A 15,070-nucleotide genomic window follows, 5' to 3' on the forward strand; every position below is an offset into this window, starting at 1 on the left:
CGCCCTGCGACCCGATATCCCGGTCCGACCATGGCTAGCCGCGCGAGATGGTTGCTGCGTGCCCGCCCCGCCGACTACATGCTGGCACTCAGCGTCGCAACGACGTCGCTGCCCGTGGTGGGCAGGCATCTGGAGCCGCTGGGCGGTGTGACCGCGATGGGCGTCTGGGGCTGCCGTGTGCTACCGGAATTCCTCTCCACGGCGGCCAAGGCGTGGCTTACCCCGGGCGTGGTGGAGATCCGCAAACGTGACCGCGACCAGACGCAGGCCGTCTCCGCGGCCGCGCTGCGCGGCATCGTGTCCGCGAAAGACCTGGACATCGAATGGCCCCAACCCGAACGAACCCCGCCGGTGTGGCAAGCGCTGCGGCACCGACGTCACCTCTACCGCGCCGGTGTCCGATACGGGGAACACCCGGCCCAACTGCTCGACGTGTGGCGCCGTAAAGACTTGCCGGTTCGTCCGGCGCCGGTGCTGATCTTCGTGCCCGGCGGGGCCTGGGTGCACGGGAGCCGCGTTCTGCAGGGCTATGCGCTGATGTCGCACCTGGCCGAACTGGGCTGGGTATGCCTGTCGATCGACTACCGGGTCGCGCCGCACCACCGCTGGCCGAGCCACATCACCGATGTCAAATCCGCGATCGCATGGGCCCGCGCCAATGTCGACAAATTCGGCGGCGACCGCAATTTCGTTGCGGTAGCAGGTTCTTCGGCGGGTGGCCATCTGTCTGCGTTGGCCGGGCTGACCGGCAACGACCCTGAGCTGCAGGCTGGGTTGGCGCCGGGCTCGGACACTGCGGTCGACGCGGTGGTCGGGGTTTACGGCCGATACGACTGGGAGGACCGCTCGACCGCCGAGCGGGTCCGGTTCGTCGATTTTCTGGAGCGGGTGGTGGTCAACCGGCGCATCGACCGTCATCCCGACGTGTTCCGCAAGGCCTCGCCGATCGCCCGGGTGCATCCAGATGCCCCGCCGTTCCTGGTAATTCACGGCAGCAACGACACGGTGATCCCGGTGGCGCAGGCGCGCAGCTTCGTCGAGCGGCTTCGAGCGGTGTCCCGCTCGGTGGTCAGCTACGTGGAGCTGCCCGGCGCCGGCCACGGCTTCGACCTGACCGACGGCGCCCGCACCGGCGCGATGGCCACCACCATCGGACTGTTCCTCAACCAAGTCCACCGCAACCATGCGCTGATCGGAGCCAAAGAGGTCATCTGAACACCGGCCGACTGTAAGGTCGCCTGCACAGGGAGGTGGGGCGGTGAAGAGGCTCAGCGGCTGGGACGCGGTGCTGCTGTACAGCGAGACGCCGAATGTGCATATGCACACCCTCAAGGTCGCGGTGATCGAGCTGGACGCCGAGCGTCGTGACTTTGATATCGACACGTTCCGCCGGGTCATCCACAGTCGGCTCTACAAGTTGGAACCGTTCTGCTACCAGCTCGTCGACATTCCGATGAAGTTCCATCACCCGATGTGGCGGGAAGGCTGCGAGGTAGACCTGACCTACCACATCCGTCCGTGGCGGCTACCCGCGCCGGGCGGGCGCCGTGAGCTAGACGAGGCGATCGGCGAGATTGCCAGCACACCGCTGGACCGCCGCCGCCCGCTGTGGGAGATGTATTTCGTCGAGGGCCTGGCAGACGACCGCATCGCGGTGGTCGGCAAGATCCACCACGCGCTCGCCGATGGCGTCGCCGCCGCGAATCTGCTGGCTCGCGGCATGGACCTGGCATCGGGTCCGCAGACCGGCCGCGACCAGTTTAGGCCCGACCCCGCGCCGTCCAAGGGGGAGTTGGTGCGGTCGGCGTTCGGTGATCACATGCGTCACCTTGGGCGGATCCCGGCGACCGTCCGCTACACCGCCGAGGGTGTCAGCCGGGTTCGCCGCAGTTCGCGCAAATTGTCACCGGAGTTGACGCGACCGTTCACCCCGCCGCCGAGCTTTATGAACCACATGCTCACGCCGCAGCGCACATTCGCCACCGCCACCCTGGCGTTGTCCGACATCAAGGAGACCGGCAAGGCGCTCGGCGTCACGATCAACGACCTCGTGCTGGCCCTCTCCAGCGGGGCGTTGCGCAAACTGTCGCTGCACTATGACGGCAAGGCCGAGCATCCGCTACTGGCCTCAGTGCCGATGAGTTTCGACTTCTCGCCGGACCGGATCTCGGGGAACCGTTTCAGCGGTGTGCTGGTGGCGCTACCCGTCGACGTCGACGATCCGCTGGAGCGGGTGCGGCTCTCGCACGATTTCGCGGTGTCCGCCAAGGAAAGCCACCAGCTCATCGGGCCGGAACTGATCAGCCGGTGGGCGGCGTACTTTCCGCCGGCCCCCGCAGAGTCGCTGTTCCGATGGCTGGCTGGCCGCGACGGACAGAACAAGGTGCTCAACCTCAACATCTCCAACGTTCCGGGACCGCGCGAACGCGGCCGCGTCGGCGGCGCGCTGGTCACCGAGATCTATTCGGTGGGCCCCTTGACCGCCGGCAGCGGACTGAACATCACCGTGTGGAGCTACGTCGACCAGCTCAATATTTCGGTGCTGGCCGACGGCACCACCGTCGAGGACCCGCATGAGGTGACCGACGCCATGATCGAAGAGTTCATTGAAATACGCCGAGCCGCAGGACTTTCGGAGAAACTGACGGTCGTCGAAATTGCGATGGCGCAGGCCTAGGGCGACGGCGACGAATCGAGTTGGGCCAGCAGATCGCGGCGGGCGATCTTCCCGGTACTGCTGCGCGGCAACTCCGAAAGCACGACGATCTCCCGCGGCACTTTGTAATTGGCCAGATTGTCGCGGACATGCTGCTTGAGGATGTCGGGGGTCGCCGACCCCGCAAGCACGACGAACGCCGCCAAGCGCTGCCCGTACTGCTCGTCGTCGACTCCGAGCACCGCGGCCTCGGCGACATCGGGATGGGTCATCAGCGTCTTCTCCACCTCGATGGGGTAGACGTTCTCGCCGCCGGAGACGATCATCTCGTCGTCGCGACCGACCACATAGAGCCGGCCGGCCTCATCGAGACGGCCGACGTCGCCGGATGCCATGAAGCCCTCGTGAAAGTCCTTGGTAGTACCGGAGGTATAGCCGTCGAACCGGTTGGTGTTACGCACGAAAATCTGGCCCACCTCGCCGGTGGGCACCTCGCGGAATTCGCTGTCGAGGATGCGGATCTCGGTTCCGACGGCGGGCTTGCCGGCGGTGTCGGGGGCGGCCCGTAGGTCTTCGGGTGTGGCGGTAGCGATCATGCCCGCCTCGGTGGCGTTGTAGTTGTTGTAGATCACGTCGCCGAATTCGTCCATGAACCGGGTGACCACGTCGGGGCGCATCCGCGAACCTGATGCGGTGGCGAATCGCAGTGATCGACCGCTGTACTTCCGCCGCACGTCGTCGGGCAAGTCCATGATCCGGTCGAACATCACCGGCACCACGGACAAGCCGGTGGCCTGGTAGCGGTCGATGAGATCGAGAGTGGCCTCGGGGTCGAATTTGCGCCGCGTCACCACAGTGCAGCCCAGTGAGGCGGCGAACACCAACTGTGAAAAGCCCCAGGCGTGAAACATCGGCGCCACCACCACGATCGTCTCCTCGGTGTGCCACGGCACCCGATCCAGGATCGCCTGGAGCTCGTTGGCCCCGCCGCCGGAATGCTTGGCGCCCTTAGGGTTTCCGGTAGTTCCGGATGTCAGCAGAATGAGCTTGCCTTTGCGTCCCGGCTTGGTGGCTCGCCGGCCGGCGTGGTCGGCGATGAGTTTCTCAACGGTGAGGTCGTGTGGTTGCTCGGTCCAGGCGACGATGCGGACGGTGTCGGGCCGGTCGAGCAGCGCGCGGTCCACCGAATCGGTGAACTCCTCGTCGTAGATCACCGCGTCCACGCCCTCGCGGTCGACCACCTCGGCCAGCGCCGGCCCGGCGAACGAGGTGTTGAGCAGCAACACGTCGGCGCCGATCCGGTTGGCCGCGACCAACGCCTCGACGAAGCCGCGGTGGTTGCGGCACATGATCCCGACTACCGCCGGCGTCCCGGCGGGCAGCGCCTGCAAGGCCGCGGCCAACGCGTCGCCGCGCCGGTCGAGCTCGCGGTATGTCAACGTCCCCAACTCGTCGATCAAGGCCGCGCGGTTGGGACAGCGCTGCGCCGACATCGCGAATCCGCTTGTGACGGTGAGGCCTTCGCGGCGCACAGCTGCGGTGATTCGCAGATACTTGTCAGGTCGCAGGGGTGCGATGATTCCTGCGCGGACCATGCTGGCCAACAGGCCGAACGGTGCCACCGGTACTAGCCGATGATCGGGAGGCGGCGCTCTTTGGCCAACTTGTCGAGCGCCTTTTGCATGACATGGCGGACGTGGGCGTCGACCTCGTCGACGTCGGGCTCCTCACCGAACTGGGCGGTTATGTGGATCGGCTCGAGCACCTGCATGACGATCTTGGTCGGCAGCGGCAGGTTTGGCGGCACCACTGCGGAAAGCCCGAACGGGAAGCCCACCGAGATCGGCAGGATCTTTACCCGCATCAGCTTGTCCAACCGCAGCGCCTTGGCCAGCCACGTGCCACGCGACAGGTAAAGCTGGCTTTCCTGTCCGCCGACGGCCACCGCGGGAACGATCGGCACCCCGGCGTTGATCGCCGCGCGCACATACCCGGTGCGCCCGTCGAAATCGATGGTGTTCTCGGACAGGGTGGGCCGGTAGACGTCGTAGTCACCGCCGGGGAACACCACCACCACGCCACCGGACCGCAGCGCCTCGTCGGCGTTCTCGTGGTTGGCGCGGATGAAGCCGGCCCGGATGAAGAAGTCGGCGGTGGGGCCGGTGTGTAACACGTCGTGGCTCAGCGTGTAGACCGGCCGGTCGTAGCCGAACTTCTCGTAGAACCCGGTGGCGAAAACCGGAACATCCATCGGGAACAATCCGCCCGAGTGGTTGGACACCACCAGGGCGCCGCCCGACGGGAAGGTCTCCAGCCCGCGTACCTCCGCGCGGTGGTAGCCCTTGATGAGCGGACGGAGCCATCCGATCACGCGTTCGGTGAGGCCGGGATCCCACTTCGATATTTCGGTTGGTTCGATATCGGTGGCGGTCAACGGTCCCCCTGGGATTTTGTGCTGATTTGGCTGTGATGCTAGCCCAGCGCCTTCCGGCCGAAGTCACTCGGACAAGGTCGTTACGATCTCCTCGACAGATGTCACTGCATTCGAAGGAGCACACAGCGTCGTGAGCGAAGATGCCGGCAACACCGAACCTGAAGTTCTGGTCGAACAGCGCGACCGGATCCTGATCATCACGATCAACCGGCCCAAGGCCAAGAACGCGGTGAACGCCGCGGTCAGCAAGGGCCTGGCCGATGCGATGGACCGTCTCGACGGCGACGCGGGTCTGTCGGTGGCGATTCTGACCGGTGCCGACGGATCCTTCTGCGCGGGCATGGATCTCAAGGCATTCGCCCGGGGTGAGAACGTCGTCGTCGAAGGCCGCGGGATGGGCTTCACCGAACGCCCACCGACCAAGCCGCTGATCGCCGCCGTCGAGGGCTACGCGTTGGCCGGCGGCACCGAACTGGCGCTGGCCACCGACCTGATCGTGGCGTCCAAGGAGTCGGCCTTCGGTATCCCCGAAGTCAAACGCGGGTTGGTCGCCGGCGGCGGGGGGCTGCTGCGATTGCCGCACCGCATCCCGTACGCCATCGCGATGGAACTCGCTCTGACCGGCGACAACCTGTCCGCCGAGCGCGCGCACGCACTGGGGCTGGTCAATGTTCTGGCGGAGCCCGGGACGGCGCTGGACGCGGCCATCGCGCTGGCCGAGAAGATCACCGCCAACGGTCCGCTGGCGGTGGCCGCCACCAAGCGGATCATCGTCGAATCCCGCGGGTGGAGCCCGGAGGCCATGTTCGGCGAGCAGCTGAAGATTCTGATGCCGGTCTTTGCCTCCAACGACGCGAAGGAAGGCGCGATCGCGTTCGCCGAGAAACGCCCGCCGCGCTGGACGGGCAGCTGAGTCGCAGCGGGTCACCGCGAATGGATCTCCCGGCGTATTTCGCCCGCATCGGCTACACCGGATCGACAGCTCCGACGTTGGAGACGTTGACCGGCGTGGTGGCCGGCCATACCCGCCACATCCCGTTCGAGAACCTCGACCCGCTGTTGGGTGTGCCGGTGGCTGACCTGAGCGCAGATGCGCTGACCGACAAGCTGGTGGATCGCCGCCGCGGCGGGTACTGCTACGAGCACAACAACCTAATGCGGTACGTGCTCGCCGATTTGGGCTTCGAGAGCGACCGGCTGGCCGGCCGGGTGGTGTGGATGAACCCGGCCGGGCTGGATGGTCCACCGCACGCTGAGACACATCAGGCGCTTGCGGTACGCATTCCCGGCGTCGACGAACCGTATCTGGTCGACGTCGGGTTCGGCGGGCAGACGCTGCCGTCGCCGATTCGGCTCACCGTCGGGCCGGTCCAGCAGACCCGTCACGAGCCGTACCGGTTGCGGACCCACGGTCGCGACTACGTCCTGGAGGCGCTGGTGCGCGGTGAGTGGCAGCCGCTGTACACCTTCGGCGCGGATCCGCGTCCGCTGATCGATATGGAAGTCGGAAGCTGGTACGTGTCGACGCATCCGGGGTCGACCTTTGTCGTCGGGCTCAGCGCTGCGTTGGTCACCGACGAGGCGCGTTGGAACTTGCGCGGCCGCAACCTCGCCGTCCACGCCGACGGGGCAACCGAGCGGATCCGGTTCGACGACGCCGGACAGGTGCTCGACGCGCTGGCCAATCGGTTCGGCATCGACGTGTCGGGTCTTGGCGATGTGGAGGCTCGGGTCGCCGAGGTTCTCGACAACTAGTTGATCTAAACTACAGCCAGGCATGACACTTTTGACGATCTTTGTAACGCGCTGGCACCACAGAAAGTTCGACGATTGAGCATTTCGTTACTTCTCGAGATGGCTGTGTCGAGCAACCCTGACCGAACCGCCGTCGTCTCCGGCGACACCCGGCTGACAACTCAGCAGCTCAGCGATCTCGCCGACGGCGGCGCGGGCGTCATCGCCGGCTCGAATGCGCAGCATGTGGCCTACGTCGGCACCGGCGGGGCGATGCTGCCGCTGCTGATCTTCGCGTCGGCGCGCGCCGCAGTGACATTCACCCCGATCAACTACCGGCTTTCGAGCGAGGGCATTCAGGCCTTGATCGGTCGGTTGCCCGAACCGCTGGTAATCGTCGACGACCGCTACCGGGAGATGGTCGGAAACACCGGTAAGCACGTGATCGGCTCCGACGAGTTCCGGGCCAGCGCCGGCGCCGCGGAACCCGCCGCGGAGTTCGCCGACCCGGAGTCGACCGCGATCGTGCTGTTCACCTCGGGCACCACGTCGCAGCCCAAGGCCGTCGAGTTGTCACACAACAACCTGACCAGCTACATCACCGGAACCGTGGAATTCGGGTTGGCTGAGCCGACCGACGCGGCGCTGATCTGTTTGCCGCCCTACCACATTGCCGGTGTCAGCGCGGCGCTGTCGAATCTGTATGCGGGCCGAACGATGGTGTACCTGCCGGTCTTTGACGCCGAGGAGTGGGTGCGGCTGATCAACGCCGAGCACGTCACCACTGCGACGGTGGTCCCGACCATGCTCGACCGGATCGTCACCGTGCTGGAGACTGGCCGGCATGAGCTGCCGTCGCTGCGCAGCCTGGCCTACGGCGGCTCAAAGGTGGGGTTGCCACTGGTGCGCCGGGCGCTGGAGTTGTTGCCCGACGTAGGGTTCGTCAACGCCTATGGACTGACCGAGACGAGCTCGACCATCGCTGTGCTGACTCCGGAAGACCACCGCGCGGCGCAGTCGGCGTCGGATCCCGCCGTCATCAAGCGCCTGGCTTCGGTGGGTCAGCCGGTGCCGAGCATCGAGGTGCAGATCCGCGACGAGAACGGCGTCCTGCTTCCGGCTGGACAAACCGGTGAGTTGTTCGTGCGCGGCGAGCAGGTCTCGGGCCGCTACACCGGGATCGGATCGGTGCTCGACGACCAAGGGTGGTTCCCGACTCGGGACATCGCCACGCTGGACGAAGGCGGCTATCTGTTCATCGGCGGGCGCAGCGACGACACCATCATCCGCGGCGGTGAGAACATCGCACCTGCCGAGTTGGAGGATGTGCTGATCGAACATGCCCACGTGCGTGATGTCGCGGTGGTCGGCGTCGACGACCCGCGGTGGGGCCAGGCGATCGTCGCGGTGGTGGTGCCCGCTCCCGGCATCGAGCCAGACCCCGACGAGCTCCGCGAGCACGTCCGCAAAAGCCTGCGCGGTTCGCGCACCCCCGACCGCGTCGTGTTCCGCGACGAGCTGCCCACCAATGCGACCGGCAAAGTGCTTCGTCGCGAGATCGTCGAATCCCTCAGAACCCTAGGAACATTAGGATCGAAAACATGATCAAGAACGGAACCCGTTTAGCCAGCCAAGTGTGCGACACGCAGGTCATCGTCGTGCGCAGCGCCGACAGCCTCGACGATCTGCGCTGTGGCGGTGCGCCGATGGTGGCTTTGGACGCTGAGCGTTCCGGCGACCTGGACCCGGCGTTCGCCGACGGCAACGTGATGGGCAAACGCTACGTCGACGAGACCGGCGCCGAGGTGCTGGTGACCAAAGCCGGCGCGGGAACGCTGGCTATCGGTCAGACCGCGCTGAGCCTCAAGGAAGCCAAGCCGCTTCCGGCCAGCGATTAACTCCTCTGCGCGAACAGACGAAGAATCGCACGATTTCGGGACGAAACGTGCGATTCTTCGTCTGGTCGCGCTACTTCGGGACTCCGTTACGACGGACGAATTCCCTTGCCTTGATCAAGAATTCGAGTTGAGTGTGGACCTCGCGCAGCGGCTCGGCGCTGCGCTTCGAGCGGCATAGCACCACCGCGCCCTCCAGCGTGGCGATCGACATCACCGCCAGCGAGGCCGCGTCCGACTCGGGAAAGCCGTCGGCAACGAACGCCCGCGACAGGGCGGTACACCAACGGCCGAAAATCTGTCCGGCCTCGGCGGTCAATTGCGGTTCCTCGTCGGCCGAGCCGATCGCCGCCGCCACCACCGGGCAGCCGGCGTTGAAGTCGCTGTTGTCCAACAGGCGTTCCCAGAACTCGACGAAGTCGCGCAGCAGCGCCATCGCGCCCAGCTCGATGGAATCATCGATTGTGGCCGTGATCGCATCGCCGGCGTAGCGCAGCGCTTCGGTCAGGATCTGGTTACGGCCGTCGGGGAAGTGGTAGTAGACCGATCCCCGCGGCGTACCGCTGCGGGTGAGCACCTCGTCGATGGTCACCCCGGCGGCGCCGCGTTCACGCATCACCTCGGCGGCGCTGACCAGCATCTTAATGCGGGTTTTACCGCGCTTGGCACTAGTGGCCATTGGGGTCATCGCGATGCCTAGGCAGCGTGCGGGGAAGGCGGCTGCGGGACTCGCTGGTGCAGGCCAGGCGGTTGCAGCCGCACCGAGCGCAACGATGCGCTACGCAAGTCGGGAATCTGGCGGGTGAACCGATAGCCGGCGATGTTGAGTTCGACGATCCACATGATCTTCTCCTGCCTCATGCGCCGGCTTACCGGCTCATGATTATGCCGAGCAGCATATAACAAGCCGTTTCTTTGACACAAGAACTATACGCTTTTCACGGTAAATCCCCATTTCAACGGTCCATACGGTGTCCAGCTCCCGATAATTACCTGCCAAATATTATGCTGGATTGCATATTATCTAGCGTTGGGATGTACTTGGCCAATGTCTGACACCTCGCTGCCAACCCTGGAGACCGTGTCGCTCGAACGCGACGGTCACGTCCTGCTGATCGGCCTGAACCGGCCGGACAAACGCAACGCCTTCAACCGCACGATGCTGGCCGATCTGTCCCGCGCCTACGGTGTACTGGAGTCCGCCTCCGACGTCCGCGCCGGCGTGCTGTTCGCGCACGGCGACCACTTCACCGGCGGCCTGGACTTGGTCGACGTCGCCCCGGCGATCGCCTCGGGCGAACTGCCGTCCCCAGCAGGCGGGCGCGACCCGTGGCGCCTCGACGGCCCCTGGACCATTCCGCTGGTCGCCGTCGCGCAGGGCTGGTGCATGACGCTGGGCATCGAGCTGCTGTTGGCCGCCGATATCCGCGTCGCGGCGACCGGCACCCGGTTCGCGCAGCTCGAGGTGCAACGCGGCATCTATCCGTTCGGCGGTGCGACCATCCGCTTGCCCCGGGTGGCGGGCTGGGGCAACGCCATGCGCTGGCTGTTGACCGGCGACGAGTTCGACGCCGCCGAGGCGCATCGCATCGGCCTGGTTCAAGACGTCGCCGACGACGCCGCGACCGCACTGGCCCGCGGGCGGGAAATCGCGCACACCATCGCCAATCGCGCCGCGCCCCTGGGTGTTCGGGCCACCCTGGCCTCGGCGCAGTTGGCGGCCGAACGCGGCGGGGCAGCCGCGGCCGAGCGGCTTCGGCCAGAAGTGGCCGCACTATTCGGCAGCGCCGACGCCGCCGAGGGCGTGCAGTCGTTCGTCGAGCGCCGGCAAGCCCGATTCCAGGGACAGTAACGGCGTTAGGTTCGGCGCAGGCTTGACTGGGACGCCGGCCCCACACCCCATTAATGACGGGGCGGGGCCCGTGCCGGCCGCGTATCCCGAATCGCGTGGAACGTGGTGACGATCGACGGATGAACGCTAGGCGGGGCGTGGGATGGCGGCCAGCGGCGACTGACCGATCCACGTGGGCACCGCGTGTCGCACCTGCGACGGCGCGTCGATGGATACCGACCCGTCGAGTAGCGCACGCGACCAGGACACGTCACCGCGCCAGATAAAGGTAAGTGCGCGCAGGGTGCACGATACCGTCGCGGCGACGTCGTAGCCGGGATCGAAGTCGCAGACGTCGGCTCGGCCGTCGGCGACCACGAGCCACCACGACGACGACGCCTTCGGTGCGACGCTCGATAGCCGGAACGCCAGCACGGTCCTCTCACGCGGCCATTTGTCGATCGGCACATGGCGATGGATGTCCCACATCAGCAGGTGCGGGTCGAGCTCGTCGTCGCCGATTTCGGGAATCCACCGCACACCCCAGGTGCCGATTGCCTGCACGACGTCGTGCAGCTCCTTGCCGCACGGCGTCAGTGTGTACGACGTCCGTCCTTCGGCCTCAGATCGTTCGACGAGACCCGCGCGGGTCAATGTCTGCAGCCGCTTGGACAGTAGGGCCGGCGACATCTTGGGTACGCCACGACGCACGTCGTTGAAGTGTCTACTGCCCTCGAGTAATTCACGCACCACCAGCATCGTCCACCGCTCGTCGAGCAGCTCCATGGCTTTGGCGACGGGGCAGAACTGACCGTAGGACGGCATGTTGTGACGGTACATCCGGGAGCGGCCGGTGGTACAGATTCAGAACCGCGACCGGTTCAGATTTGGCACTGGAATCGCCCAGCTGATGAACGGACGATTCTTCATGCAGCACAAGCTTCGAACGAGGAGATCACCGTGACTGCTGATGCCGCCACCACCGCTGACCGCGACCTGGCCGGCAAACATCGCGCGGTCTGGGCGACCGGCGACTACCGCATAGTTGCCAGCGACGTGGTCGCGCCCCTTGGACCGGTGCTGGTGCAAGCCAGCGGTATCGGACCAGGTGACCGCTTGCTTGATGTGGCTGCCGGAACCGGCAACGCCTCGATCCCCGCCGCGGCGGCCGGGGCCTGCGTGGTCGCGAGCGACCTAACTCCTGAGTTGTTGGAAGTCGGACGCGCGGCGGCTGCCGAGCGCGGTGTCGAACTCGAATGGACGGAGGCCGATGCCGAGGCACTGCCGTTCGACGACAACGGCTTTGACGCGGTGGTGTCTTGTATCGGCGTAATGTTCGCCCCGCATCATCAACGGGCTGCCGACGAGCTGGTCCGCGTGTGCCGTCCCGGCGGAACGCTCGCGCTGGTCAATTGGACACCCGAGGGCTTCATCGGTCAGATGTTCGCGGCGATGAAGCGCTTCGCGCCGACGCCATCACCGGGGGTACAGCCACCGCCGCTGTGGGGCAACGAAGACTACGTCAAGCAGCTGCTGGGGGACCGGGTCACCGATTTGGCCATGCAGCGACGCATGTTGACCGTCGACCTGTTCGCCACCGGAGAGGCATTCCGCGACTTTTTCAAGGCCAACTATGGACCGACGATCACCACGTATCGCAACGTCGCAGCACACCCCGACCGGGTCGCCGCGCTCGATGCCGCGTTGGCCGAGCTAGGGCAACGATTCCTGGCCGTGTCATCGACGATGCACTGGGAGTATCTGCTTATCACCGCGCGCAAGCGCTAGCAGCTGGTCAAAAGAGATGAAAACATGAAATTTTCCCGACTTGGCACGGCGATCGCGGCGGGCGTCATCGCGCTCGGTGCGACGGTCTTGACCGCACCCGTGTCCAACGCGGAAGCAGAATCGACGATCAAGAGCGATTGCAAAGCTGCTGGCGGCACATACAACTCAAGCGTCGGCAGCGACGGGCACCGATACTCTGACTGTTGCTACAAGGACATCAACGGCGCCGACACCTGCGATGGCTACGTTGACGGAACTTATTCCCAGACCTGTGGCGACGACGGCTGCTATAGCACCATGGCACCGCCAAACAACGGAAATCCTTCGCACCGGCCGGTGCACCCTCCAATTGCTCCCGTCGCGCCGCCGGAAGCGGTGCCGTAATACGCCGGCCGATGTAGCCGCGTGAGTCGCAGCTAACTGTCGGAGGTATAACCCATCGGCATCAGCACGCTCTTCTGCTGAGTGAAGTGCTCGACACCTTCCGGCCCGTTTTCGCGCCCGATGCCCGAGTTCTTATAGCCGCCGAATGGACAGCAGGGATCGAACGCGTACCAGTTGATGGCGTACGTCCCGGTGCGGATCTTCTCCGAGATCTCGATGCCGCGCGGCACATTGGCGGTCCACACGCTGCCGGCCAGGCCGTAGACCGAGTCGTTGGCGATCTTGATCGCGTCTTCCTCGGTGTCGTAGGGAATGATGCTCAGCACCGGCCCGAAGATCTCCTCCTGGGCGATCGTCATCTCATTGTTGACGTCGGCGAACACCGTGGGTTGAACGAAGAAGCCGGTGTCCAGACCGTCGGGGCGGCCGCCGCCACACACCAACCGGGCGCCCTCCTCGATACCTTTGGCGATGTAGCCCTCCACCCGGGCGCGTTGCTTCTCCGAGATCAGCGAACCGATCTGGGCGGTTGGGTCCGACGGCAGGCCAACGGGCAGCGCCTGTGCGAAAGCGCTTACAGCATCCACGATCTCGTCGTAGCGGGAGCGGGGCGCCAGGATGCGGGTCTGGGCTACACAGGCCTGCCCGGTGTTCATGATGCCGGAGAACACCAACATCGGGACGGCCGCGGCCAGGTCGACGTCGTCGAGGACGATCGCGGCTGATTTCCCGCCGAGCTCCAACGTGCACGGCTTGAGCAGGTCCGCGGCACGTCGGCCGATCTCCTTGCCGACGCCCGAGCTGCCGGTGAAGGTGAAGATGTCGACGTCGCGGTTGGATGTCAGTGCCTGCCCGGTCTCGATTCCGCCCGGCACTATCGACAGCACACCCTCGGGCAGGCCGGCTTCGGCGAATACCTCCGCCAAAGCGTTTGCGCTCAACGGTGTTTCGGCGGCCGGCTTAAGCACTACCGTGCAGCCGGCCAGCAGCGCCGGACCCAGCTTGTTGACGGCCAGGAACAGCGGCACGTTCCAGGCGATGATCGCGCCGACGACGCCGACCGGCTCGCGATGGACGATGCTTTGTCCGTATCCGCCGTTGCGGGTCTCTTTCCACTTGACCTGGTCGACAGCGGGGCCGGCGAAGAAGTTCAGCGCCCCTATCGAGCTCATCCAGTGCATCGTTTCGATGGTCATTTGCGGCTGACCGGTCTCGCTCGCGAGGAGCTGGGTGAACAGGTCCTTGCGCTCCTCCATCAACCTGAGCGCGTTGGCGATCACGGCCGCGCGCTCCTTCGGCGGCGTGGTCGGCCAGGGGCCGCTGTCGAACGCCGCGCGGGCCGCGGCGACCGCGGCGTCGACGTCGGCTGCTGCCGCCACCGGCACCTTCCCAACGTATTCGCCGGTGGCCGGGCAGTGCACCTCGATGACGTCGGAGGTCGACGGTTCGGTCCATTTCCCGCCGATGAACAGCTTGTCGTATTCGGTCGTCTGGCTGTCGGTCATGGTCATGGCGTCACCCTACCCAGCGACAGGCAAAACGAGAACACGTTTCAATCAAGTGCCGTCGTTATGGAGCGGCGGCCGTAGCACCAGCACCAAGTTGCTCACCAGGAACTCGCGCAGCACTGGGACCGACGTCAGCCGCCACGCCCATCGGGGGTGGTAGCGCGGGAATGCGGACACCAGGGCGCCGGTACTGACCGCCCAGTCCAGTCCGTCGGCCGCCGACACCGCAAACAACGACGACCCGTAGTCGTTCTTCGCTCGATGGCCGTGTTTGCGGGCGTAGCGCGCGGCGGCGCGCGCACCGCCCAGATAGTGGGAGAGGCCCATCTCATGTCCGCCGAACGGACCTAGCCACACCGTGTACGACAGGACTACCAGCCCACCCGGGCGGGTCACCCGCAGCATCTCGCCACCCAACTGCCATGGGCGCCGAACGTGCTCGGCCACATTGGATGACAGGCAGATGTCCACCGAGTCATCGGCGAACGGCAGCGCCATGCCCGACGCACGGACGAATGGGCCCGCCACACGTGCATTCGTCGGCGTCGCCGCATGGATCTCGCTCGGATCCGGCTCGACTCCGATATACCGGATCCCGGCGTCGGCAAAAGCCGTCGCGAAATAGCCTGGGCCACCGCCGACGTCGAGCAGCGTGCACCCGGTCGGGCCGGTGCCATGAATGCCGCGCCACAAATCGCCGACCATCTGCGCGGTGTCGCTGGCCAGTGCCCCGTAGAACCGGTCGGGATCCGACTGCTCGTAGCGGAACGCGGACAGCAGCCGCAGCGAGCGGGACAGCGTCGCCCGACGCGCGAACGCATCGGTGACCGCCATCGACCT

16 protein-coding genes are annotated in these 15,070 nt (G+C 65.9%); 9 read left to right on the forward strand and 7 right to left on the reverse strand.

Features of this window, described 5'->3' with window-relative positions:
* The first annotated feature begins 30 nt into the window (after positions 1–30).
* Together AC5Y42_RS19240 and AC5Y42_RS19245 are read left to right on the forward strand one after the other, a co-directional pair.
* Positions 31–1,215 (forward strand): alpha/beta hydrolase fold domain-containing protein, encoded by a 1,185-nt coding sequence (locus AC5Y42_RS19240; RefSeq protein ID WP_499900179.1) that lies wholly within the window; start codon positions 31–33, stop codon positions 1,213–1,215.
* Between the two features lie 43 nt (positions 1,216–1,258).
* On the forward strand, positions 1,259–2,677 hold the full coding sequence (locus AC5Y42_RS19245; protein WP_499900160.1) for a WS/DGAT/MGAT family O-acyltransferase: 1,419 nt from the start codon (positions 1,259–1,261) through the stop codon (positions 2,675–2,677).
* Here the strand turns inward: AC5Y42_RS19245 and fadD12 are convergent.
* Entirely contained in the window at positions 2,674–4,278 is a 1,605-nt protein-coding gene (gene fadD12 / locus AC5Y42_RS19250; protein WP_499900161.1) for an acyl-CoA ligase FadD12, read from the reverse strand. The genes AC5Y42_RS19245 and fadD12 overlap by 4 nt on opposite strands.
* Positions 4,279–4,283: 5 nt before the next feature.
* Entirely contained in the window at positions 4,284–5,090 is an 807-nt protein-coding gene (locus tag AC5Y42_RS19255) for a 1-acyl-sn-glycerol-3-phosphate acyltransferase (protein WP_499900162.1), read from the reverse strand.
* 130 nt (positions 5,091–5,220) lie between these two features.
* Here AC5Y42_RS19255 and AC5Y42_RS19260 point away from each other — a divergent pair, with 130 nt between their 5' ends.
* The 4 genes from AC5Y42_RS19260 to AC5Y42_RS19275 all read left to right on the forward strand — a co-directional run bounded on the left by AC5Y42_RS19260 (position 5,221) and on the right by AC5Y42_RS19275 (position 8,722).
* Positions 5,221–6,003, forward strand: a complete 783-nt coding sequence (locus AC5Y42_RS19260) for a crotonase/enoyl-CoA hydratase family protein (protein ID WP_499900163.1) — start codon at positions 5,221–5,223, stop codon at positions 6,001–6,003.
* Between the two features lie 20 nt (positions 6,004–6,023).
* A complete protein-coding gene (locus AC5Y42_RS19265; RefSeq protein WP_499900164.1) occupies positions 6,024–6,845 on the forward strand; it encodes an arylamine N-acetyltransferase family protein in 822 nt (273 codons plus the stop codon).
* Between the two features lie 75 nt (positions 6,846–6,920).
* Positions 6,921–8,429 carry a class I adenylate-forming enzyme family protein gene (locus tag AC5Y42_RS19270; RefSeq protein ID WP_499900165.1) on the forward strand — a complete coding sequence of 503 codons (1,509 nt, stop codon included), beginning with the start codon at positions 6,921–6,923 and terminating at the stop codon, positions 8,427–8,429.
* A complete protein-coding gene (locus AC5Y42_RS19275) occupies positions 8,426–8,722 on the forward strand; it encodes a hypothetical protein (RefSeq protein WP_499887845.1) in 297 nt (98 codons plus the stop codon). The genes AC5Y42_RS19270 and AC5Y42_RS19275 overlap by 4 nt, the downstream gene beginning before the upstream one ends.
* A gap of 70 nt (positions 8,723–8,792) precedes the next feature.
* On the opposite strand, the gene AC5Y42_RS19280 is transcribed toward AC5Y42_RS19275, so the two are convergent.
* Together AC5Y42_RS19280 and AC5Y42_RS19285 are read right to left on the reverse strand one after the other, a co-directional pair.
* The gene (locus tag AC5Y42_RS19280; protein ID WP_499900166.1) at positions 8,793–9,407 is read right to left on the reverse strand and encodes a TetR/AcrR family transcriptional regulator; all 615 of its coding nucleotides are present in this window, start codon (positions 9,405–9,407) and stop codon (positions 8,793–8,795) included.
* An 8-nt stretch (positions 9,408–9,415) separates the two neighbouring features.
* Complete coding sequence (locus tag AC5Y42_RS19285; RefSeq protein ID WP_499900167.1) at positions 9,416–9,580, reverse strand: hypothetical protein; 165 nt, start codon at positions 9,578–9,580, stop codon at positions 9,416–9,418.
* Positions 9,581–9,767: 187 nt separating this feature from the next.
* On the opposite strand from AC5Y42_RS19285, the gene AC5Y42_RS19290 reads away from it, so the two are divergent.
* Positions 9,768–10,571 carry a crotonase/enoyl-CoA hydratase family protein gene (locus tag AC5Y42_RS19290; protein WP_499900168.1) on the forward strand — a complete coding sequence of 268 codons (804 nt, stop codon included), beginning with the start codon at positions 9,768–9,770 and terminating at the stop codon, positions 10,569–10,571.
* A gap of 126 nt (positions 10,572–10,697) precedes the next feature.
* Here AC5Y42_RS19290 and AC5Y42_RS19295 read toward each other — a convergent pair whose 3' ends face one another.
* Positions 10,698–11,375, reverse strand: a complete 678-nt coding sequence (locus AC5Y42_RS19295) for a winged helix-turn-helix transcriptional regulator (RefSeq protein WP_499900169.1) — start codon at positions 11,373–11,375, stop codon at positions 10,698–10,700.
* Between the two features lie 135 nt (positions 11,376–11,510).
* Here AC5Y42_RS19295 and AC5Y42_RS19300 point away from each other — a divergent pair, with 135 nt between their 5' ends.
* Together AC5Y42_RS19300 and AC5Y42_RS19305 are read left to right on the forward strand one after the other, a co-directional pair.
* Entirely contained in the window at positions 11,511–12,338 is an 828-nt protein-coding gene (locus AC5Y42_RS19300; protein ID WP_499900170.1) for a class I SAM-dependent methyltransferase, read from the forward strand.
* A 24-nt stretch (positions 12,339–12,362) separates the two neighbouring features.
* The gene (locus AC5Y42_RS19305; RefSeq protein ID WP_499900171.1) at positions 12,363–12,722 is read left to right on the forward strand and encodes a hypothetical protein; all 360 of its coding nucleotides are present in this window, start codon (positions 12,363–12,365) and stop codon (positions 12,720–12,722) included.
* A gap of 32 nt (positions 12,723–12,754) precedes the next feature.
* Here the strand turns inward: AC5Y42_RS19305 and AC5Y42_RS19310 are convergent, their stop codons facing one another.
* The gene (locus AC5Y42_RS19310; protein ID WP_499900180.1) at positions 12,755–14,227 is read right to left on the reverse strand and encodes an aldehyde dehydrogenase; all 1,473 of its coding nucleotides are present in this window, start codon (positions 14,225–14,227) and stop codon (positions 12,755–12,757) included.
* 51 nt (positions 14,228–14,278) lie between these two features.
* Positions 14,279–15,064 (reverse strand): class I SAM-dependent methyltransferase, encoded by a 786-nt coding sequence (locus tag AC5Y42_RS19315; protein WP_499900181.1) that lies wholly within the window; start codon positions 15,062–15,064, stop codon positions 14,279–14,281.
* Between the last annotated feature and the right edge of the window lie 6 nt (positions 15,065–15,070).

The organism is Mycobacterium sp. NGS48, assembly GCF_059812585.1.